Here is a 21,687-nt window from a genome sequence, read left to right as displayed (position 1 = left end):
AATGTATATTCAATCGAGCCCTATAAGTTGGGGTAACAAGGGTAAGACGATATCTCTCAACTCCCCAACAGAACTGCCAAAAGCAAGTCATTTTCTGTGGAATAAAAATATGGTTGCGCAGGTTAATTGCCGAGGTTATGTGATCTCGCAATTTATGCAACCAGAGCCTGCGAAGTATTCTCATGGACCTAATTTAGAAGCGAAAACCTTTATTCAACCTGAGCAGCCATTTTATACAGAGCACCCAGGTCGATTTTTTTACATTAAAGACCATGCGACGGGCGAAGTATTTTCGTTACCTTACGAACCTATGCGTAAAACGCTAGATTCGTTTGTGTTTAATGCGGAAATGTCAGAAGTGCGGTGGCAAATTAAACACTTGTCTTGGCGGTTTGACATTATCTTTAATCTCGACTTGGAAACCAATCTTGAGTATTGGTCGCTGGACGTTAAAAACAGTGATGATTCAGAGCGAAAATTATCAATATACACCTGTTTTTCTATTGGCTATATGTCGTGGATGAATCAAGCGGCAACGTTTAAACCAGAGCTAAATACAATTGTTGCGAGTAGCGTTACGGCATATCAAAAGGTTGAAGACTACCCAACAGTTAAAAATTTAAACGATAAAACATTTTTGATGTCAGATAAAAAAGCAACAAGCTGGTGCTGCAGCTTTGCTGATTTTGTCGGGGAAGGTGGTCTAACCCAACCCGATGCAATTCAACATGGTGTCTTGCCCTCTAAAACCGTCAATTACGAAACCCCAATTGCGGTATTACAGCACGATGTGACCTTGGAAAAACATGCTAACGAATCTTTATGCTTTTTATTTGGGCCTGCAAATAATATTGAAGAAATTTCAGAAATAAAAAGCAAATGCCATTTGGCATACTTCAACAACGTGAGAGCTGAGTACCTCAACTATGTTCAGCAGTGTGTTGGAAACCTACATTTTGATTCCCCAAATGTTGGGCTCAATCATGTTGTTAATTATTGGCTCCCACGCCAGGCGTTTTACCACGGCGATGTTAATAGATTAAGCACCGATCCGCAGACTCGTAACTATTTGCAAGACGCGATGGGGATGATCTATTTATCGCCATCAGTGACTAGAGAGCGGTTGATATTCGCGCTAACACAGCAGCAAGCCAACGGCGAACTACCCGACGGGATCCTCCTCACAGACGAAGCTGAATTAAAGTACATTAATCAAGTGCCACATGCGGATCATAATGTTTGGTTATCTCTCGTTTTACTTGCCTATTTAGAGCAAACCGGTGATACCTCAGTATTGGATGAAGTTGTTGCTTATGCAGACAAAAAATCCTCTGGCACTGTCACAGAACACGTCGAAAAGGCATTGGATTGGCTAATAAATAATACCGATCGTAATGGCTTGAGTTTAATCGCTCAGGGAGATTGGTGTGACCCTATGAATATGGTTGGTTATAAAGGCAAAGGTGTATCCTCATGGCTTACGTTTGCAACGGCTTATGCAATTAAATGCTGGGTTAAAATTTGTGATCAGTTTTTACCAACCTATAACGCGAAAAAACACAGCCATTACCAAACGTCTATGCAGTATTTGAACAACGCCGCACTGAACGCTTTTCAATCTGGAAAGTGGTTTGGACGAGGTATTACCGATGATGGTCGTTTGTTTGGTACAGAAAAAGATGCAGAAGGAAAAATGTTTCTTAATGCACAGTCGTGGGCCATGTTAAGTGGTGTAACTACTATAGCTGAACAGCCAGAAGCGTTAACCCAGATTAACCAACATTTATTAACCCCATATGGTTATACAATGTTAGCGCCAAGCTATACCAAAATGGTTGAAGATGTCGGCCGTATAACACAAAAATCCCCAGGCGTGTCTGAAAACGGATCTGTGTATAACCACGCAGCCATATTTTACGCCTACGCCCTATTTGAGCAAGGCCTTACCGATCAAGCATTTGACGTCCTTACTCGAATGATAGCGTTACCCGAGAGTGGTATAAACCGAGATCAGTTGCCGAACTTTGTGCCTAATTATTACCGTGGTGCGTATTTTCAATTCCCCGACTATGCCGGCCGTTCATCCAACTTATTTAATACAGGCACTATTAGTTGGTTAATGCGTTGTGTTAATGAGCACCTTTGTGGTTTTAAAGGGTTAACAAATGGCGTAGAAATATCGCCACAACTGCCTTCGGATTGGCAAGGCTTTGGGTTTAGTCGGCAATATCGCGGTGCGTTATTCACCGTTGAAATAATTCGAGATGCTAATATTGAACAACAACAGACTAGTTGTAACGGCCGCGCTTTAGCCCAAAATAGATTACTGAATATCAAACCCGATACCTCCTATAAAATAGAGATCAAATTGCCTTATGTGGCAAGAACTCAGGCCAAGCTCTGTATTATTATGGGGGTCAGTGGCAGCGGTAAAACGGCGGTCGCAAAATCGTTGGCAAGCCAATGCAATAGTGTCTTTGTCGATGCGGATGACTTTCATTCAGAATGGGCAAAAAAACAAATGGCGCAGGGAATTCCGCTCGACGATAACTATCGCGACCATTGGATAACTAAATTGTCTACCTATTTGACAACTTTGCGCTGTCAAAAACAAAACACTGTGTTAGCTTACTCCGGTTTAAAACAAAAGCATCGTGAGCGATTTAGAACATTGGGATTAGACGTCCGCTATTTTAATCTTAAAGTGTCAGAACCCATACTCAAACAACGATTGCAAAATAGAGAAACTCACTTTTTTGACCCCAATTTATTGGCCAGCCAATTGTCGTCAATGGAGCAAATTACAACCGATGAGCAAGATGTGGTTCATATTGATGGCACGCAGCCGCTCGAAGAGGTTATCAATAGCATTAAGGATCTAATATGACATTTTTATCAAAGTTAAAAGTAAGCGCTAAGGTAATTGCGACTTGTTCGCTATTCGCAGCAACTTACTTAACAGCAGCTAACGACGCGGTAACACCGAGTTTTGTGGCACATCACATTGACACGGCGATTGTCATTGATGGTGAATTAGACAAACAGTGGGATAAAGCGACTTGGCACAATTTGGATCAACCTATTTTAGGCGGCATGCCAGATAAGTCAGATTTTAATGGGCGCTTTAAATTATTGTGGGATAAAGACGCTTTGTATCTTGTCGCCGAATTTGAAGACGATGTACTTATAGATAAAATCGCAGACCCTCTAGAGTTTTATTGGGACGACGATACATTGGAAGTCTTTTTGGATGAAGATGCCTCAGGTGGTGAACATCAGTTTAATTACAATGCCTTTGCTTATCATGTTGCATTAGATAATCAAGCGGTTGATATTGGTGAAAAAGACAGTTCAGGTAAAACGCCATTTTTAACGCTTAACGACCATATTAAAAGTCGCTGGATGCGTCATCAAAACGGTAAAGTGATTTGGGAAATGGCGATCTCTGTCTATGACGATTCGTTTAAACCTAATATAGGTAAACAACCTGTCACATTGCACCAAGGAAAAGTGCTTGGATTTATGTTGGCTTATTGTGACAACGACGGCAGTAAAACCCGAGAACATTTTATTGGATCAACTAAGGTTGAACCGATTAATGGCGATACAAATTTAGGTTATCGGTTGGCTGATGTATTTTCCAAACTGACGTTAATTGGTGACTAAGCGAATTATCTATGCAAAGCAGTAAGGTAAACGTATTTTATTTCTTAGGTATTTGCGCCGTATTTCGGCTTACGACGAATTGCCTTAGGAAACGTTTAGGTTTTGTGCTCGTTGGCGTGCTAGCGATGCCTAACGTTGTGCACGCTGGCGAGCTTATGGTCGATTTAACTAAAGTGACAAGTTGGAACCACGCCAGTAACCAAGCTAAAATTGCCGCGGAACTGCAATACGCAGACATGGCTTCTCATGCTAACTCAGCGCTCAACTCAGGCAATATAAGTACAAATCAATCGACTTCAAAAAAACGAGGCTCCAGTATATACGATCCCAAAATAAATCTTGCCCAGTCTCGTTTGGAAGTTATGCTAGTTAGAAAATTATTCAATAATACAAACCAACATGTAAATGGCATTGAGTTTGATTTGTCAGAATACAACTTTACATTTGACGATATTGATTCATTAAAACTGAATTTGCGGGTTTCCAAAGCACTAAGTTACTTGCCTATAGCGCCAAAATCACCGCACAATATAGAACACCAATTTATCGACAAATTATTTTCTCCACGGCATCACTTTGCAGCGACTTTTTATGGCCAGTTTCATCACAAAATCGATGTCCAAACAACTTACGCAAAAGCGTTCCTTTCATTGGAGGCCACTGAAAGTCCGTCTAATGTACTCATTGCTGCAAAAGATATGTCGTTTTACAACAGTAAAAATTATCGGAAAAGTCCGCTCAGCGCGATTGACCGGTCAGCAAAAGTGTATGGCCTGATTATTACCGCTGATACGGTAGGGCTGACGACATTAGAGAACTTGATGAATCAGTCGGCGGATTTTAATAACCGATTTAAAAATGATGAATTGTATATTGAAAGCTATTTGCAATTGAACCAATTGGCGATCAACACACCTAAGTAAAATTCGTTAAATGTAATTTCGCTTAACAGAACTTGGTAGACTCTTTACTTTCACAAGTGAAATTCACCAAAACTACTCACTAAATAGATAACAATGGAGTTCGAGTCGTGATGTCTCTTAGTCAATCCACCCAGCTATTACTGGCGATTTCGTTAGTTTATGGTTGTAATGCGACAACGGAACAGTCGTTAGAAAAACCTGAACAGAAATCACAAGTTCAGCTAGACAAAACCCCCGATTTTGAATCGCAAATAGAGTCTCTTTTGGCGCAAATGACATTAGACGAAAAGCTCGGTTTGGTTCACGCTGATTCAAAATTTAGTATTGGTGCAGTTGAGCGTTTAGGTATCCATGAAATGGTTTTATCTGACGGTCCACATGGGGTTCGTTATGAAATTAATCGACATGATTGGGCACCGGCAAATTTAGAAAGTGATCATTCAACGTACTTACCACCATTAACAACGGTTGCCGCAAGTTGGGATGTAGAAATGGCCACTTTGCACGGCAATGTTTTAGGCAGTGAAGCCCGTCACCGTGGAAAAGACTTTATTTTAGGCCCAGGTGTTAATATGGCTCGGTTGCCTTTATATGGCCGAAATTTTGAATACATGGGTGAAGATCCTTATTTAGCGGCCAAGCTTGTTGTACCTGAAGTAAAAGCAATTCAACAAAACGACGTGGCTGCGACGGTTAAGCATTACGCCTTAAATACGCAAGAACTCAATCGTACAGGCGTTGATGCTAGGCCATCTGAGCGTACATTAAGAGAAGTCTACTTGCCTGCATTTGAAGCCGCTGTTAAAGAGGGTGGAGCATGGGCATTAATGGGGGCATATAACAATTATTACGGTACAAATGCTAACCAAAGTAAACATCTTGTCATGGATATTTTAAAAGGCGAGTGGGGTTTTGAAGGCGTGTTGATGACCGATTGGAACGTCAATATCAATACCTTTGATGCCGCGGTTAACGGTTTAGACATTGAAATGGGTACCGACGTTAAAAACTATAACGATTATGTTCTCGCTGATAATTTTAAAAAAATGATAGTCAACGGCGATATCGAACCATCGGTTTTGGACGACAAAGTCAGACGTATTTTACGCGTGCAATTTAACATCGGCATGATGGATAAGTCGCGAAAATCAGGTCAACGAAATACCCAAGAACATAAAGTTGCGGCGAGAACCATAGCTGAAAATGGCGTCGTGCTACTCAAAAATGATGACAATGTTTTGCCTCTTGATCCAACCCAAATAAAGTCGATTTTAGTCATGGGACCTAATGCAGACAAAGCACATGGCGCTGGTGGCGGTTCATCTGAAATTAAATCTTTGTATGAAATTACACCGTTACAGGGGTTGAAAAATGCATTAGGCAATGACGTTGAAATTACCTTTTTACGAGCCCAGCCTGACGACATATCCCCTATACCTGCAGATTTTATTGCGACACGTCACTGGACGGGAACACCAGCTTGGAATATCAGTTTTTACCAAGGCAGACGCTATAAAACCAAAACAAGCGAATCTTGGATTGTAAACTCTGAATATAAAAACTCAGACGGTGCTAAAAAGTACATTAAGATGTCGGCGACGATTAAGCCGTTACGAAGCGGCGAGCATATATTACAGGCTGAGTTTGGCGGTGAATTTGCTCTATATGTTGATGGTCGACGAATGATATCTGACTCCCGTCGTCCAGTCAGTATGAATTTGATGGCTGGTAAAGCTTATGATTTTGAAATTGAATACCAAGGAAAAAATAACTTTGTTCTAGGTTGGCAGTCACCTGGAGGTCTATTTTTGGAGAAAGAACAATATTTAGCAGCGGCTAAAAAAGCAGATGCCATTATTTATTTTGGTGGCTTGAGCCACGCTGATGACCGTGAAGCAATTGACCGTACGGATATGAAACTGCCAAATGGTCAGGATCAAATTATCAGTAATTTATTGTCTGTAAATGCCAATACAACGGTTGTTATGGTCGCGGGTTCTGCTGTTGAAATGCCCTGGGTAGAACAAGCAAAAAGTGTTGTTTGGGGCTGGTACGGCGGCCAAGAAGCTGGCAACGCACTTGCGAATGTTCTATTGGGTAAAGTAAACCCAAGTGGCAAAATGCCGATCACTTTGCCAAAACAACTTAGTGACGTAGCTGCAATTAAACTCGATGATTACAATGCTACTGAATCTTTGTATAAAGAAGGGGTATTTATTGGATACCGTTGGTTTGAACAGCAACAAATCGATACGTTATTTCCATTTGGTCATGGTCTTTCTTATACAACATTTGACTATCAAAACCTTATGATCACGCCATTGTCAGACGGCAACGTTAAACTGACTTTGGATGTCAAAAACACTGGCTTGGTAAAAGGCAAAGAAGTTGTACAGTTATACGTTCATGATGTTGAATCCTCAGTAGAACGACCGCTAAAAGAGCTCAAAGGCTTTACTAAGGTTGAATTAAACCCAGGGGAAACGCAGCAAGTGGCATTAACACTTAAGCCAAGGGACTTGTCGTTTTGGGATGAATCAACAAATGCTTGGCGATATGAAGCAGGTGAGTTTGAGGCTTTTATTGGCAGTTCATTAGCTGACTTAAGACTAAATCAGCGTTTTGTTTATCAATAACCTGCGTTTCCTAACATCAAACTAAATTGATGGGATTGGCCAATTTTGTACAATCCCATCAGTCGACAAACTCAAAATAGAACTTCCTGAAATAACTAAGTCACTGGTCGAGGAGCTTGCGGTTAATGCCTTAATATTTCCAGACGCAATTTCTTTGCCGTTTTCTAAATTCCAAACCGTCAGCTTATTTTTCGAATTGCTTGTTACTAGGAGTGATTGGTTAATAAATCGTGCCTGTCGAAAATATTGGTTCCGTTCAATATAAGATAAACTTTTTGATTTATGAATGTTATCGATATGGGTAATGATTTCATTGCCTAGTGCATCGGACGCAAAAACATTGCCAGTTCGCGGTTCGACATGTAAAGCAGTGATCCTTGATAGGAACTCATATTCTTGTTCTATTACACCGGTATCAAGGGATAGAACAACGAGTCGACCATCAACACCTGCGGTAATCAGTTTGTTCTCCAATTGATTAAAAAATAGAAATTGAATTTCACTTAAGTGAGGTTGATAAAGTAACCTTGTTTTACTCTTAACATCGGTGACAGAAATACTGCCATCGGTGAGTCCAACAACAACTTTATCTCCATGAGAATTGACCGCTAGCGTAGAAATAGCAGCGTGTTCAACGGTTCCATATACTTTCCAAGCTAAACTTAATTGGTTCTTTTTAACATCAAAAAGGGTAACGGTTTGTTTGCCTGCTGTAGCAAGGACCTGCTGATTTTTAGCAAGGGCGACAAAAAATTGTTCTTCATTTTCTGGGGAAAACAAATGGCTAAATATGGGTTGTTCATTTTTGATATTCCACAGTGTTACATCAATTTGCGATAGCGTTACCGCTGTTTCACCATGTGCCGTAAATTGAGCGCGTAATAACGGCAGTTCTGTTAGTTGATAGGGTTCACCAATTTCTTTAAGTGGTTCGGTTCCGCCACATGCAACCAACACATAACAGACGAGAGTTAAAAGTAATATACGCATTAACTATACTGTCCTTATTTTTTATGGTTTTTTATAGCGAGTTTTGACGAATAACACAAGTTATGCCTTAGCGAAACCAAACTATAGCCATAAAAAAAACAGCTCAAAAATGAGCTGTTTTATAAACTAACGATAAGTTTATTCGCAAGCGCTACTTAGCGTGACGTTTCTTTAATACACCAATAACATCGCTAAGGCTTAAGTCAGACGCTTGAAGAAGAACCAATAAGTGATAAATTAAATCAGCACTTTCATTTTTAAGTTCTTCAAGATCTTGAACCGTCGCCGCAAGAGCAGTTTCAACGCCTTCTTCCCCCACTTTTTGAGCGATACGTTTAATGCCACTGGCATATAAAGAAGCTGTGTATGACGAGTCCGCATCAGCGCCTTTTCGCGACGCAATAACGCGCTCTAAATCTGAAATAAAGCTAATTTCAGGTTGAGCTGTACCGTCGTGCCAGCACGTTTCTGTACCAGTGTGGCAGGTTGGTCCGTCTGGATGCGCAAGCGCGATTAGCGAGTCTTGATCGCAATCAACAGACAATTCAACTAGGTTTAAAAAGTTGCTTGAACTTTCCCCCTTAGTCCAAAGGCGGTTTTTACTGCGACTAAAAAACGTCACTTTACCGCTGTCTAAAGAAGCATTAACCGCGTCTTTATTCATAAAACCTTGCATCAAGATCTTGCCACTTGCAGCGTCTTGAACAATACAAGGCAATAAACCTTCCATTTTATCCCAAGCTAAGTTACTTAGGTTTTCTGTAGTTACTTTCATTATGCATTCTTAATTTGGTTTAAAACGAAGTCAACAGCATCGTCAACGTCTAATAATTCTTTATCACCGGTGGTACGACTCTTATATTCAACTTGGTTGTTGTCTAAGTTACGTTCACCGATAACGATTTGATGCGGAATGCCCATAAGTTCCATATCGTTAAACATGACACCAGGGCGTTCTTTACGGTCGTCAAATAAAACCTCTATGCCTTTTGCCACTAACTTGTCGTATATCGCATTAGCGATATCAGGAATACGGTGTGACTTGTGCATGTTCATAGGCACGATAGCAACTTGGAACGGTGCTAATGCGTTTGGCCATTTAATGCCAAATTTGTCATGATTCTGTTCAATAGCAGCGGCTACAATTCGCGTAATACCAATACCATAACAGCCCATTTCTAATACTTGGTGCTTACCTGTTTCCGTTAATACGCCAGCGTTCATTGCTTTTGAGTATTTAGTACCAAGTTGGAAAATATGACCAACTTCAATACCACGTTTAATGGTAATTGTTCCTTCACCACATGGACTTGGGTCACCTTCAACGACATTTCTGATGTCAGCAACGGTTGGTAATTCAAGATCACGTGACCAGTTAATACCAAAGTAGTGTTTACCGTCGACGTTTGCTCCGGCAGAAAAATCAGATGCAACGGCGGCAGCTCGGTCAACAATGACCGGAATTGGGCAATTGATTGGGCCTAGTGAGCCTGCTGATGCGCCCATTACATCTCTAATTGCTTCTTCACTTGCCATTTCTAATGGCGATGCAACTTCATCAAGTTTTTCAGCTTTAATTTCATTGAGTTCATGATCACCACGTACGACTAACGCTACATATTCAGCGTCAACATCATCAGAGGCTTTAACAATCAATGTTTTCACTGTTTTTTCAATGTTTACGCTAAACTGTTCTACCAAATCATTTATTGTTTTTGCATTAGGCGTATCGGTAAGCGTTAACTCTTGAGTTGCTGCATCAGCAGTGTCTTTTGGCGCAAGCGCCTCTGCTTTTTCAATATTAGCCGCAAATGAACTTTCAGTCGAAAATGCGATGTCGTCTTCACCCGAATCAGCTAATACATGAAATTCATGAGACGCGTCACCACCAATTGAACCTGTGTCAGCGATAACCGGACGGAAATCTAAACCTAAACGTTCAAAGATATTGCAATATGCTTGATACATTTTGTCATACGTCTGTTGCAAAGACTCTTGGCTTAAATGGAAAGAATACGCATCTTTCATGACAAATTCGCGGCTACGCATGACACCAAAACGTGGACGAACTTCATCGCGGAACTTTGTTTGGATTTGATAAAGACTTAATGGCAACTGTTTATAGCTGTTGATTTCTTTACGGACAAACTCAGTCACAACTTCTTCGTGAGTTGGACCTAAGGCAAAGTCGCGATTGTGGCGGTCTTTGATACGCAATAACTCTGGGCCGTACTCTTGCCAACGGCCTGACTCTTCCCACAAATCGGCAGGTTGAACAACAGGCATTAACATTTCGAGCGCACCTGCTTTATCCATTTCTTCACGAACAATTTGTTCTACTTTACGAACAACTTTGAGGCCAGTGGGTAACCAAGTGTATAAACCAGAAGCAAGTCTGCGGATCATTCCCGCTCTTAACATAAGCTGATGGCTGATCACTTCAGCGTCAGATGGCGTTTCTTTTAATGTAGCAATAATATATTGACTAGTACGCATGCGATTATTGTCTCGTTGTTCACTAATTGACCGGACCTGATCCTAATTCCAATATTCGGATAAAAACAGGTTAGAATGGCGGAGGATTCTAGCAATCAAATGGCTTTGGATAAATATCCAAACTGAAATAACTGTCACTTTTTAAGAACTAATTTATGTATGTATGTCAATTAAGCTTCAATTGCGCCGTCGATATTGAAATTTCCGAGGCCCAAACGGTTATTTCTGCGTTATTAGATGAATATCGGTATAACGGTCAGATCATCGGTCGTGAGTTTCCGGTCATTTTGGTTGACGATCATTTTGACGTAATATTTGTCTGTCCCGAACAAGATTCGGTAGCTGTTAAATACAATACTGATAATGTAACCGGCGCATTTGAAGCCATTGCCAAGTGTGGATTAGCGTTACCACAATTTAAGGTACTGGGGCTGGAAAGCCAATCTGATTTTGCCGATTTGTGTAAAGTACCTAGCGCACTGGTGTTGTATTCAACCTTTGTTCAGTCATGTTCACCTGTAAGGTGTATGGACCATTTTTTACCTATCCCATTATATAAGCTACCGGAGTCAATTCGTTACGACCTGATCAAATGGCAAGAATCTCAAGCGGCCTGTGATCAATTACAAATGAACGAATTAGCCGAAATTGAGCCATTTGTCGTAGAGCAACTATCACAACCCGATAGCGAGTTAATGCAAAACGGCCTAGATATCTGTCAGCAAATAAGTGATGAGCTAAAGGTTCCTGTGTATCGATATCTGTATCGAGTTGGTGGTGAGAGTCTTGCGTTAGAACAACAACGTTTGTGCCCTGGTTGTTCAGAACCCTGGGCTTTAGCGGAATCGTTACATCAGTTATTTGATTTTAAATGCGACTCTTGTTTGCTGTTATCCAATATTAGTTGGGACTGGCAATAGTCCCAACGTAGTTTGAGTTTGTTTTAGGTGCGACTAAATTTTACCTTAGCTACTGAATGTGAGTTTTGACCTGGTCTAACACGATTTGTTTGTTGCCCATGCCTCCGACCGTAATCCATTTATCCCCCACATTTATTAGTCCGCGGTGATCCATTGTTGTTTCTTTGGACTCCGTCACTTTCCAAGTGCGTGTCGACAAGTAATAACTCCAAATTTCGGAGGTTGGTTCCGACGGGATTTTGTCATAGCCGATGCCGTCAAAGTTATATGGATTTGTCGCGCCGCCAACAAAAATAATTCTATCGTTTTCGATGTCGCCTGCAGCGGCCATTCTATATCGCCCCTCGTCAGTTGGATGGACCCATTCATACCAATTAATTTGGGCAGGATTCATGACATCAATTTCACCTAAGAAACAAGCTGTTTGCTGGGCAAAACTGCGACGGCGAGTCATGTGGGCAACAGTTTTTACACCGTCGCATACCATTAATTGGTTATCGACAATTCCGCCGGCGTGACCAAAAACTGGCGCGCCTAAAAACGGGCTAGCTTGACGCCATTCATTTTTAACAATGTCATACATTTGAACTAGGTTTACGTTGCCATCGTTGTGCCAGCCAGATACTAAGTATATGTATCGATTGCGGTAACTCAGGGCGATGGCGTCGTCTACAGGAACGGGCATAGGAGGCAACAAATTGTAATGGTCGGTTAATACGTCATATGAATAAACGTCCGGCGCTGACTGTTCAGTATGATTGGACGCGACAGTATAGCCACCAAATAGATATATTTTGTCGTCAACACCAATGGCGATACTGGCAAGTCGACCTTTTAATTTTAGGCTGCCAGGGACCGAACGCACTTGTTGCCATGGCGAATATTGACCCGCTTTATCAACTGTCATTTTCCATGTTTTGTTGTGAACATCTTTGTATGATTTGCCCGCAGCGAGCCCCATAAAACTCACAATATATTGCACATCGTCAATCGTTACGGTTGCAACAGCGTTGTTGGTGACAGGCTCCGGTAAAAGTGGGAACTCGTTAGCGAAAACTTGGAACAAAGGAAATAAAAATAAAACAGAAAAAATAGCGTTAATTAACTTCATAAAACGTGCTCTATAGTTAAAACATGGCATTCATCCGCGTCGATAGACCAGCGAATATTTAGATCATAAAGACGAATACCATAAATTTTATCATCAGGTTTGCCTTTTTTGTAGGCTGGACGGGGATCTTGCTTCAAAACTTGCTCTATTACGATCTTTAAATTAGGTATTAAGGTCTTAAGTTCCTCTATGACTATATGCGCGGCATTTGAAAAACGAATGTTGAGTTGTGTTTCTTGTGCCGATGGCGCAAATTCCGACGTTGCTTCCGGTATTACATCAGCATAAGGAATATAGGGTTTAATATCGACGATTGGCGTACCGTCGAGCAAATCTAATCCTTCAACTTCAAGCCATACCTTTTTATCTGTCACACCAACATCGAGTAATTTTGCCGCTGACATACCAATTTGATTCGGTCTGAAGGGTGACCGAGTTGCAAATACGCCGGTTTTTTTATTGCCATCTAAACGCGGCGGTCTGACTAATGGGTGCCAGCCTTGTTGACTGTTTTGATGAAACTGAAACAGAACCCAAATATGCGAGTTAAGTTCGATATCTCTAATGCAATCGATATTGTTGGCATCACCGTGAAGCCACAATAAACTCGACACCGGACATAGTTTCGGTTGCCTAGGAATGCCGAACTTTTCTTTAAAAGGTGATGCAACAAATCCGATGGGATTGACGGTAAAAGGCGTTAGCGTATTCAAAAGGTTCTTCTTAACTATTGGGTCGAAAAATTCGGTGTATTTAAGAAATCAGATAATATCAAAGTTGATAGGGTATTTCTGCTGAAACTGGTCTGAATATTCTGCAATATTAGTATTTTAATTCGCATGCTTGAAATCAATTTAGCCGTCCCTATATCAATGCTGATTTGGCCTCGCCCAAATAATTTTGATTATGTTGTTTCTAACAAAAAGTGACGATACACGTTATTCAGAGGGATCATTAAACGATGATTGAAATTAAAAATATTACAAAGCAGTTTGGCGACTTTACTGCAGTAAATGACCTTTCATTTACGATTAAGCCAGGCGAAGTTGTCGGTTTTTTGGGGCCAAATGGGGCCGGGAAATCGACGACTATGAAAATGTTAACCGGATTTTTAGATGCCACCTCTGGCGCCATATGGGTTAATGGATTTGATATAAAACAGTCACCGATAGATGTGAAAAAGCTCATTGGCTATTTGCCGGAAGGTGCGCCCGCTTATGGTGATATGACACCAGCACAATTCCTAAATTTTATTGCGGATATTCGTGGCTTAACAGGGCGTAAAAAACAAGCGCGACTTGCCCGGGTCATTAAAAGCGTCGAACTGCAGTCGGTATTAGATAAACCAATAGATAATTTATCTAAAGGCTTTAAGCGACGAGTAGGATTAGCTCAAGCGATTTTACATGATCCAAAAGTACTTATTTTAGACGAGCCGACTGACGGTCTAGATCCAAATCAAAAACATCAGGTCAGAGAACTGATCCAGAAGATGGCTAAAGATAAAATCGTAATTGTCTCTACTCATATTCTTGAAGAAGTAACAGCGGTGTGTAATCGAGCTGTGATCATTGCAAATGGTCAAAAAATATTTGATGGAACACCAAATGAACTGCAAAACAAGTCGTCATTCCACAATGCAGTTACGATTGAAACATCTTCAAGCAACATAGATAAAGACCAATTTAAATCGTTAAACGATATTGCGGCGGTCGAAGTGTCGGGCAATATGGTGACAATAAAGCCTCAAAATGGTCAAAACATATTTAACCAAGTGTACAAATTTATTCAAAATGAAAATATTGAAATCGATGCCATTTATAGCGAAAAAGGGCGACTCGATGACATTTTCCGTGAACTCACCTCAAACTCAGAAATTGTGAAATAGGAGACAATGATGAACAACATTTCAATGATTTCTATTTTAACCAAACGAGAATTTTTGTCGTTTTTCGCTACACCAGTTGCCTATGTTTTTATCGCCATATTTTTAGTTATGAGCGGAATTATGACCTTTAACTTGGGTGGGTTATATGAACGAGGTCAAGCAGACTTAATGCCATTTTTTAATTTCCATCCATGGCTATACCTATTTTTAGTCCCAGCATTTGCGATGCGGACCTGGAGTGAAGAACGACGTAGTGGTTCGATAGAATTATTAATGACACTGCCTATTACAACGGTCCAGGCAATGGCAGCTAAATTTCTATCGGCTTGGTTAGTGCTAGGGTTAGCCTTAGTTCTTACTTTCCCACTATGGCTTACGGTCAATTACTTAGGCGCTCCCGATAATGGTGTCATTGTTGCTGCGTACTTTGGAAGCTGGCTAATGGCCGGCGCATTTTTGGCAGTGGGCATTTGTATGTCTGCGTTGTCTAAATCTCAAGTTGTTGCATTTATTTTGGCAGTTACTGTTAGCTTTTTATTTGTTCTTAGCGGCAGTGATGCGGTTTTAGGGGCGTTTCAAGGCTGGTTGCCTTCAGTCGTCATTGACGTTATCGCCTCGTTATCTTTTCTTCAACATTTTGACGCAATAGCTAAAGGTGTCATTTCACTTAAAGATGTTGGGTATTTTGTTGTTGTGATTGTTTGCTGGCTAGCGGCCGGCCTAGTCATTATTGAAAATAAAAAAGCCGATTAAGGGAGCTAATTTAAAATGAATTTTTTAAAAAACAAAAGTGGCCTTGTCGTTTCGTTAGGCACGATTGCAATTGCATTTTTTGCTTTGGTTTTACTTAATAATGTTTTGTTTAATAAAGCGAGACTGGATTTAACCGAAGGCGGTGTTTATTCGATTTCAGAGGGAACACACAAAATTCTTACAGAAATAGATGAGCCGATAAATTTGTATTTTTTCTATTCCAATAAAGCGACAGAGGGCCTGACATCGTTGCGCAACTATGCCGTGCGAGTCCAAAGCTTGTTGGAAGAATATGAACTATATGCAGATGGCAAAATTAAACTTCATATCATCGACCCTGAGCCGTTTTCTGAAGCGGAAGATAAAGCGGCAGAAATGGGGCTTACGGCAGCACCAATAAGTACGACCGGCGAGTCTGTATATTTAGGCCTTGCAGCAACTGATTCGATAGATAATAAAGAGATTATTGCGTTTTTTGACCCTAGTCAGGAAACCTTACTTGAATATGAAATTAGTAAGTTAATCTACCGATTAACTCATCCGACTCAAGTGAAAATTGCGTTGTTATCGAGTTTGCCTATGCAAGGAGGTTTAAATCCCAATCCTATGGCGATGCAAATGGGGCAACCTGCTACAACACCTGCTTGGAGTACCTACAGCCAATTAGCGCAGTTATATGACATTAATGTTCTAGAGCAAGATTCTGAAACACTGCCTGACGACATTAACTTGCTAATACTTGTTCATCCTAAAAACCTGTCGGAAAACCAACTGTTTGCCATTGACCAATATGTATTAGGGGGCGGAAAACTGCTGGTGTTTGTTGACCCAAATGCTGAAAGTGACGCGGAGGCAAATATGATGGGAATGTCAGCGGCTTCTAGCTCAGATTTAGCTCGTTTATTTACTGCCTGGGGAGTGGATTACAACAGCAGTGAAATTGTATTGGATGCAGCCAAAGGGCTTGAAATTAGAATGCCAGATGGCAAGCCTGGGCGTCATATTGGCTATTTGGGGCTAGATAGAGAAAACATCGATGGGCAGGACGTCGTCACAACGTCTCTAGCGTCAATTAATGGCGCCAGTTTTGGTAGCTTATCAAAGATTGAAAACGCGAGCACAACGTTTACGCCTTTGTTCTCAAGTTCAGAGTTTAGTGCCATCACCAACTCCATGGTGTATTCAATGGCCGGCCAAAATCCAGAAAGGCTAACAAATAACTTTACACCGGGGCAGGTTTCACGAGTTTTAGCCGCTCGCGTTAGTGGGGCTGCAAACACAGCGTTTGAAACTTTACCAGAAGGCCGAGTAGATGAAGATTGGTTAAAATCTGCAGACAATATTCAAGTTGTCGTTGTAGCGGACACCGACATGTTAACGGATCGATTCTGGGTGCAAACCTCTAACTTCTTTGGTCAAACCATTTTGCAACCTTTTGCGAATAACGGTGATTTCCTTATCAATGCAGTCGATAACTTATCGGGTAGTTCGAATTTATTGTCAATCAGAGGAAAAGGTAAATATCAACGTCCGTTTGATGTTGTTGAAGCGTTAACCGTTGCTGCAGAAGCTAAATTTAGAGAGCAAGAGCAACGTTTGCAAAACGAATTACAGCAAACGGAAAGTCAGTTAGCCGATTTACAAAGCCAACAATCTGAGTCGGGGGCGCTCGTTTTAACGGCAGAACAAACTGCCGCAGTGGAGCAGTTTGTTGCTAAAAAGTTAGCGATAAGGAAAGAACTCCGTGTTGTCAGGCATCAGTTAGATAAAGACATAGAGTCACTGGGCAGCTGGCTGAAATTTTTAAATATTGCCGTATTCCCTTTATTGTTAACACTTTTATTAGGTGCTATTGCCCAGTATGTGCGCCGCCAAATGATGAAACAAATGCAACAACTCGGTTAGTGAGGTAGAAGAAATGAAACAAAATTCTTTACTTGTATTATTAATAATATCACTCGTAGCCATTACGGTTGGTTTAAAAATATCGTCAAGTGACGCAGGCTCATCTCATCTCAATAAAAAAGACCTGTTGTCATATGCATCGGCTAAAGTTGACCTAAATAAAATCAATAAAGTTGTCATAGAAACGGCGACTGACGACCAAAGTGTCACAATTGATCTCGTTGGCAATGAATGGCGCGTTAAAGAAGGTTTTGATTACCCCGCTAACGTCAATGCACTAACCGAGTTTTTACGAGAGTTACAGTCGACTCGCGTCGTCGAATTAAAAACGGCTAAAGTTGAACACCATTCCAAACTAAATTTAGCTGCATTAGATTCTCCAAATTCTAACGCATCAAGATTGGTTCTTCATTGGCCTGGAAATGAGATGGCTTTGTTAATTGGTAAAGAAATGGGCCATGGCAAAGGTCGGTATGTGCGATTTGAAGATTCGCCTCAAACTTATCTAGTTGATAGTTACTTGCAATTATCTGACTCTGTTAATGACTGGCTAGAGCCCAAGGTATTTGCTGTGGACTATTCAGACATTCGTAAAGTGACCTTAGATAAAGCTGGACAAGTTGAATTTAGCGCACTGCGACCTTTGAAGAACTTAGCGGTTGAAGACAAAGCCTCGAATGAGGAAAATATCACTAATTTGGCTAAAAAGACTGTAGAACAAACGTTGAACTTATCAAAACTAGACGAAAAACTGGACAGCGAAAAGTCGGTACTGGCAGATCATTTTGAATTAGTTGGCGATGAAAAAGTCGATATCGAATTAAAGTCACCATCGATTATTGATGGATTTGTTCGAAATTTAATTTCTTTAGAATTGCGAGGTGTTGAACAACGCACAAAACTTGATTTGTTAAAATTAACTCAGAGCGTTTTTGTTGAATATCAATCTAAACTTGGAAATACCGGTAGATTGAGAGTTGATTTTTATTCAAGTGACGATGAAAATTTGTACTTTATAGCAATTGATAATTCGAAGTGGTTGATTGAAATAGCTAAAAATGACTACAACAAACTCGCAATCGATAAAAATGATTTAGTGTCAAATACTGAGTCTGAATAATTAGGGATTTTTAATAAAAATGACCCATCGTAATTTAGGATGGGTCATAATTTCATATTTGTCCAATTTACTTTCTAATAATTTTTCACTTCTACTGCATTTATATTTATTTCTTTATATATCAATCTTATAGATGGCATTAAATTGTTGCCTTTAGTAAATAAATTGTAACATTCCTTTGTTGACTCAAGGCTGTTATAGGTAGTAGGTTATCACAAGTGCTCACACAGAATTGAGTACCGCACAACAACAACAAAACATGAATAGCATATGAAGGAAATAAACAGTGTATAAATTATCACCACTTTCAAAAGTGGTTAAACTAGCATTATTTTCAAGTTTAGCCCTGTCTACCGTCTCTACCCAAACAATCGCTGCGGAGTCAGCAGAAGAAGTTGAACGAATTGCCGTAGTAGGCTCACGTGCCGCACCTCGTTCAGTTGATGACTCACCAGTTCCTATTGATATTATTGGTGGAGATGAATTAGGTAAAAATGCATCAACTGACATGCTAGACATGTTGCAAGCTGCAGTTCCGTCTTTTACCGTAAAACAACAGCCAATTAGTGACGCTGCATCGTTTATTCGCCCGGTGAACTTACGTGGTTTGTCTTCGGACAGTACGTTGATTTTGGTTAACGGCAAGCGTCGTCACCGTGCATCAGTATTAGCATTCCAAGGTGGTGGTATTAATGATGGTGCTCAAGGCCCAGACATTTCAGTAATCCCAAGTTCTGCATTAAAGCAAGTTGAAATCTTGCGTGATGGTGCGGCGGCACAATATGGTTCTGACGCCATTGCTGGGGTTTTAAACTTTGTTCTAAATGATGCGTCTGAAGGTGGTTCTATTTCAGTTCGTCAAGGTGAATATTTCGAAGGTGACGGTGCAGCTACTGTTGTTGACGGTAATATTGGCTTGGAACTAACAGAAAATGGCTTTGCCAATTTAAGTTTCCAATATAAAAACGCCGATGCGACGAGCAGAACAGTTCAACGTAATGATGCACAAAACTTAATCGATGCTGGTAATACATCAGTTAATGATCCAGCTATGGTTTGGGGTAATCCTGAAATTAAGGACGATCTATCGGTATTTATTAACTTAGGTTTGGAGCTAAATGACCAAGCTAGTTTATATGCGTTTGGTAATGTTTCTTCACGTACTGCAACTGGGGGCTATTACTATCGTAACCCACAAAACCGTGGTGGCGTATTTACCGGTGACGCTAACCATTTAGTTGGTGATTTAGACGGCGTTGGAGTTGGCGTTGAATGTCCTGTTTTACCGTTAACGCCTACGACCGAAAATATTCTTGATAATTCTGATTATCAATTAATTGCAGATCCAAATACGGCAGTAGGTCAAAACTGTTTCGCGTTTAACGAAATTTTACCAGGTGGTTACACTCCGCAATTTACCGGTGATATTGAAGATTCATCGTTTGTGGCTGGTGTTAAAGGTGAATTTAAACACGGTTTCTTAGATGAAGTTATGTATGATGTTAGTGGCTCAGTAGGTCGCAATAAGTCGTCGTACACTCTAGTAAATACGGTCAACCCATCATTTGGTCCTGTACAACCTTCAGGTTTAAGCTTTGATACAGGTAGCTACGTTCAATTGGAAAAATCGTTTAATGTCGATTTAGTTAAAGAAATCCAATTAGATGGTGGTCAACTGGTAAACGTTGCATCGGGTATTGAAATTCGTCAAGAGAGCTTCGAAATCATTGCTGGTGAAGATGCGTCTTGGCAAGCGGGACCATTAGCAAGCCAAGGGTTTAGTATCGGTTCTCATGGTTTTGCTGGCTTCCACGAAGATGCTGCAGGGACAAGTACCCGAGATAGCTTTGGAGCTTACTTAGATTTAGAATCTCAAGTGACCGACCAATTATTATTAGGCGGCGCGTTACGTTATGAAGATTTTTCTTCGTTTGGTGATACAACTAACTATAAATTAACTGCACAATATGAGTTATCAGACGATATTTCACTTCGTGCGTCACATTCAACTGGTTTCCGTGCACCAACAGTTGGCCAAGACAATGTTGTTAATACACAAACGTCAATGGTTAATGGTGAGTTGATTCAATCGGCGACTTACCCACCAGCTCACCCAGTGTCAATTCAAAAAGGCGCTACAATACTTGATCCAGAGCAATCAACAAGTTTTGCATTTGGTGCGGTTTATAATGACGGTACGTTCTTCGTAACAGCGGATTTCTATACTATTGAAGTTACAGACCGGATAGCACAAACGGACAAACTGGACATTGTCGCGTCTGATTTGGCTCCACTTACTGCAGCTGGTGTTAAAAACCCTGAATTGTTAGGTACTATCACTTTCTTCGCAAATGATTTTGATACAACGACAACAGGTTTAGATATCGTTGCCAACTATTCAGCTGAATTATTTGGTGGAGACACTGATTTTGCATTGGCTTATAACTGGAACGAAACGACTGTAGATTCTGTTGCTACTCGCCTTGATCCAAATACAGGCGCTGCACTAGTTGCAACATCAGATTTCAAAATCAGCCGTTTAGAAGATGGTATTCCTAAGCATCGCGCTACATTTACAATTAGTCAGAAATGGGAAGACGTAAGTACGTTTATCCGCGCTAACTACTATGGTGAATACTTAGCAGTACATGCCGATGATCCAGGGGTAAGTGAAACTGGTGATTCTGCTATTACAATTGATGCGGAATTGAGCTATTCAGTAACTGAAGAGTTTACTGTTTCAGTTGGTGCGAATAATATATTTGACCAAGAAGCACATCGTATGCCGTATGCAGGTAGCCAGGATTACGCTGGTGGTGTTTTCTACGAGACGAGTCCGTTTGACTTCAATGGCGGTAGTTATTACGTCCAAGGCCGTTACAGCTTCTAATTTGAAACTGCTTTAGATTTGAAAAATCCTCTGCTTGCAGAGGATTTTTTTTGCTCTGGATTTGAGGTGAGGACGCAATTAATCAATACCGTAAGCCAAAAAAGTAGATAGGGAATTGAGTAAAGGTAATGTGTTTTAAACTTAAGTTTCAAATAGAACTTAAAACCCACTAATAAAAATTAGCGCTATGATAAGGTACAGTTTTTGTCGCTTAACATTTTGAAATTATGGGTTTTATTGTAAATGGGTGAAAGCCGACCTTGACGATGTGCCTGCACTGATATAACTTTTATATTGCTAGAGCAAGTCGCTATTTGGGCTTATTTAATTAAATGATACCGTCTGAATTGCAAAGTTTTAATGCTTAGTATCGGTTTTATCATATTGCT

15 protein-coding genes are annotated in these 21,687 nt (G+C 40.6%); 10 read left to right on the top strand and 5 right to left on the bottom strand.

What is annotated here, in order from left to right:
* The first annotated feature begins 1 nt into the window (after window position 1).
* From Q4575_RS03555 to Q4575_RS03540, 4 genes are all read left to right on the top strand, one after another.
* Complete coding sequence (locus tag Q4575_RS03555) at window positions 2-2,887, top strand: gluconokinase, GntK/IdnK-type (protein ID WP_303521336.1); 2,886 nt, start codon at window positions 2-4, stop codon at window positions 2,885-2,887.
* A complete protein-coding gene (locus tag Q4575_RS03550; RefSeq protein ID WP_215962207.1) occupies window positions 2,884-3,666 on the top strand; it encodes a sugar-binding protein in 783 nt (260 codons plus the stop codon). The genes Q4575_RS03555 and Q4575_RS03550 overlap by 4 nt, the downstream gene beginning before the upstream one ends.
* 11 nt (window positions 3,667-3,677) lie before the next feature.
* Window positions 3,678-4,589, top strand: a complete 912-nt coding sequence (locus Q4575_RS03545) for a hypothetical protein (RefSeq protein ID WP_303521335.1) — start codon at window positions 3,678-3,680, stop codon at window positions 4,587-4,589.
* A 110-nt stretch (window positions 4,590-4,699) separates the two neighbouring features.
* A complete protein-coding gene (locus Q4575_RS03540; protein WP_303521405.1) occupies window positions 4,700-7,225 on the top strand; it encodes a glycoside hydrolase family 3 protein in 2,526 nt (841 codons plus the stop codon).
* Between the two features lie 21 nt (window positions 7,226-7,246).
* On the opposite strand, the gene Q4575_RS03535 is transcribed toward Q4575_RS03540, so the two are convergent.
* From Q4575_RS03535 to Q4575_RS03525, 3 genes are all read right to left on the bottom strand, one after another.
* Window positions 7,247-8,215 (bottom strand): WD40 repeat domain-containing protein, encoded by a 969-nt coding sequence (locus Q4575_RS03535; protein WP_303521334.1) that lies wholly within the window; start codon window positions 8,213-8,215, stop codon window positions 7,247-7,249.
* A 151-nt stretch (window positions 8,216-8,366) separates the two neighbouring features.
* On the bottom strand, window positions 8,367-8,990 hold the full coding sequence (hisIE, locus tag Q4575_RS03530; protein ID WP_215962204.1) for a bifunctional phosphoribosyl-AMP cyclohydrolase/phosphoribosyl-ATP diphosphatase HisIE: 624 nt from the start codon (window positions 8,988-8,990) through the stop codon (window positions 8,367-8,369).
* Complete coding sequence (locus Q4575_RS03525) at window positions 8,990-10,711, bottom strand: proline--tRNA ligase (protein ID WP_303521333.1); 1,722 nt, start codon at window positions 10,709-10,711, stop codon at window positions 8,990-8,992. Before Q4575_RS03525 ends, hisIE begins: the two co-directional genes overlap by 1 nt.
* Window positions 10,712-10,866: 155 nt before the next feature.
* Between Q4575_RS03525 and Q4575_RS03520 the strand changes: the two genes are divergently transcribed.
* Window positions 10,867-11,631 carry a DUF2310 family Zn-ribbon-containing protein gene (locus tag Q4575_RS03520; protein ID WP_215962202.1) on the top strand — a complete coding sequence of 255 codons (765 nt, stop codon included), beginning with the start codon at window positions 10,867-10,869 and terminating at the stop codon, window positions 11,629-11,631.
* A 49-nt stretch (window positions 11,632-11,680) separates the two neighbouring features.
* On the opposite strand, the gene Q4575_RS03515 is transcribed toward Q4575_RS03520, so the two are convergent.
* Entirely contained in the window at window positions 11,681-12,742 is a 1,062-nt protein-coding gene (locus tag Q4575_RS03515; protein WP_303521332.1) for a galactose oxidase, read from the bottom strand.
* The gene (tsaA, locus tag Q4575_RS03510) at window positions 12,739-13,455 is read right to left on the bottom strand and encodes a tRNA (N6-threonylcarbamoyladenosine(37)-N6)-methyltransferase TrmO (protein WP_303521331.1); all 717 of its coding nucleotides are present in this window, start codon (window positions 13,453-13,455) and stop codon (window positions 12,739-12,741) included. The genes Q4575_RS03515 and tsaA overlap by 4 nt, the downstream gene beginning before the upstream one ends.
* 248 nt (window positions 13,456-13,703) lie before the next feature.
* Between tsaA and Q4575_RS03505 the strand changes: the two genes are divergently transcribed.
* From Q4575_RS03505 to Q4575_RS03485, 5 genes are all read left to right on the top strand, one after another.
* Window positions 13,704-14,630 carry an ABC transporter ATP-binding protein gene (locus Q4575_RS03505; protein ID WP_215962199.1) on the top strand — a complete coding sequence of 309 codons (927 nt, stop codon included), beginning with the start codon at window positions 13,704-13,706 and terminating at the stop codon, window positions 14,628-14,630.
* An 18-nt stretch (window positions 14,631-14,648) separates the two neighbouring features.
* On the top strand, window positions 14,649-15,383 hold the full coding sequence (locus tag Q4575_RS03500) for an ABC transporter permease subunit (protein ID WP_215962294.1): 735 nt from the start codon (window positions 14,649-14,651) through the stop codon (window positions 15,381-15,383).
* Between the two features lie 15 nt (window positions 15,384-15,398).
* Entirely contained in the window at window positions 15,399-17,288 is a 1,890-nt protein-coding gene (locus Q4575_RS03495; protein ID WP_215962198.1) for a Gldg family protein, read from the top strand.
* Window positions 17,289-17,301: 13 nt separating this feature from the next.
* A complete protein-coding gene (locus Q4575_RS03490; RefSeq protein ID WP_303521330.1) occupies window positions 17,302-18,408 on the top strand; it encodes a DUF4340 domain-containing protein in 1,107 nt (368 codons plus the stop codon).
* A gap of 286 nt (window positions 18,409-18,694) precedes the next feature.
* Window positions 18,695-21,298, top strand: a complete 2,604-nt coding sequence (locus Q4575_RS03485) for a TonB-dependent siderophore receptor (protein WP_303521329.1) — start codon at window positions 18,695-18,697, stop codon at window positions 21,296-21,298.
* Window positions 21,299-21,687 lie beyond the last annotated feature (389 nt).

This window comes from Psychrosphaera sp. 1_MG-2023, from assembly GCF_030548245.1.
GTDB lineage: Bacteria > Pseudomonadota > Gammaproteobacteria > Enterobacterales > Alteromonadaceae > Psychrosphaera > Psychrosphaera algicola.
This window is presented reverse-complemented; position numbering and strand designations above follow the sequence as displayed.

Excerpts from the sequence above, each read along its gene's own strand:
- hisIE (WP_215962204.1), bottom strand. The coding sequence starts at position 8,990 with ATGAAAGTAACTACAGAAAACCTAAGTAACTTAGCTTGGGATAAAATG.
- Q4575_RS03490 (WP_303521330.1), top strand. The coding sequence starts at position 17,302 with ATGAAACAAAATTCTTTACTTGTATTATTAATAATATCACTCGTAGCC.
- Q4575_RS03550 (WP_215962207.1), top strand. The coding sequence starts at position 2,884 with ATGACATTTTTATCAAAGTTAAAAGTAAGCGCTAAGGTAATTGCGACT.
- Q4575_RS03520 (WP_215962202.1), top strand. The coding sequence starts at position 10,867 with ATGTATGTATGTCAATTAAGCTTCAATTGCGCCGTCGATATTGAAATT.
- Q4575_RS03495 (WP_215962198.1), top strand. The coding sequence starts at position 15,399 with ATGAATTTTTTAAAAAACAAAAGTGGCCTTGTCGTTTCGTTAGGCACG.
- Q4575_RS03555 (WP_303521336.1), top strand. The coding sequence starts at position 2 with ATGTATATTCAATCGAGCCCTATAAGTTGGGGTAACAAGGGTAAGACG.
- Q4575_RS03515 (WP_303521332.1), bottom strand. The coding sequence starts at position 12,742 with ATGAAGTTAATTAACGCTATTTTTTCTGTTTTATTTTTATTTCCTTTG.
- Q4575_RS03505 (WP_215962199.1), top strand. The coding sequence starts at position 13,704 with ATGATTGAAATTAAAAATATTACAAAGCAGTTTGGCGACTTTACTGCA.
- Q4575_RS03540 (WP_303521405.1), top strand. The coding sequence starts at position 4,700 with ATGTCTCTTAGTCAATCCACCCAGCTATTACTGGCGATTTCGTTAGTT.
- Q4575_RS03525 (WP_303521333.1), bottom strand. The coding sequence starts at position 10,711 with ATGCGTACTAGTCAATATATTATTGCTACATTAAAAGAAACGCCATCT.
- Q4575_RS03545 (WP_303521335.1), top strand. The coding sequence starts at position 3,678 with ATGCAAAGCAGTAAGGTAAACGTATTTTATTTCTTAGGTATTTGCGCC.
- Q4575_RS03535 (WP_303521334.1), bottom strand. The coding sequence starts at position 8,215 with ATGCGTATATTACTTTTAACTCTCGTCTGTTATGTGTTGGTTGCATGT.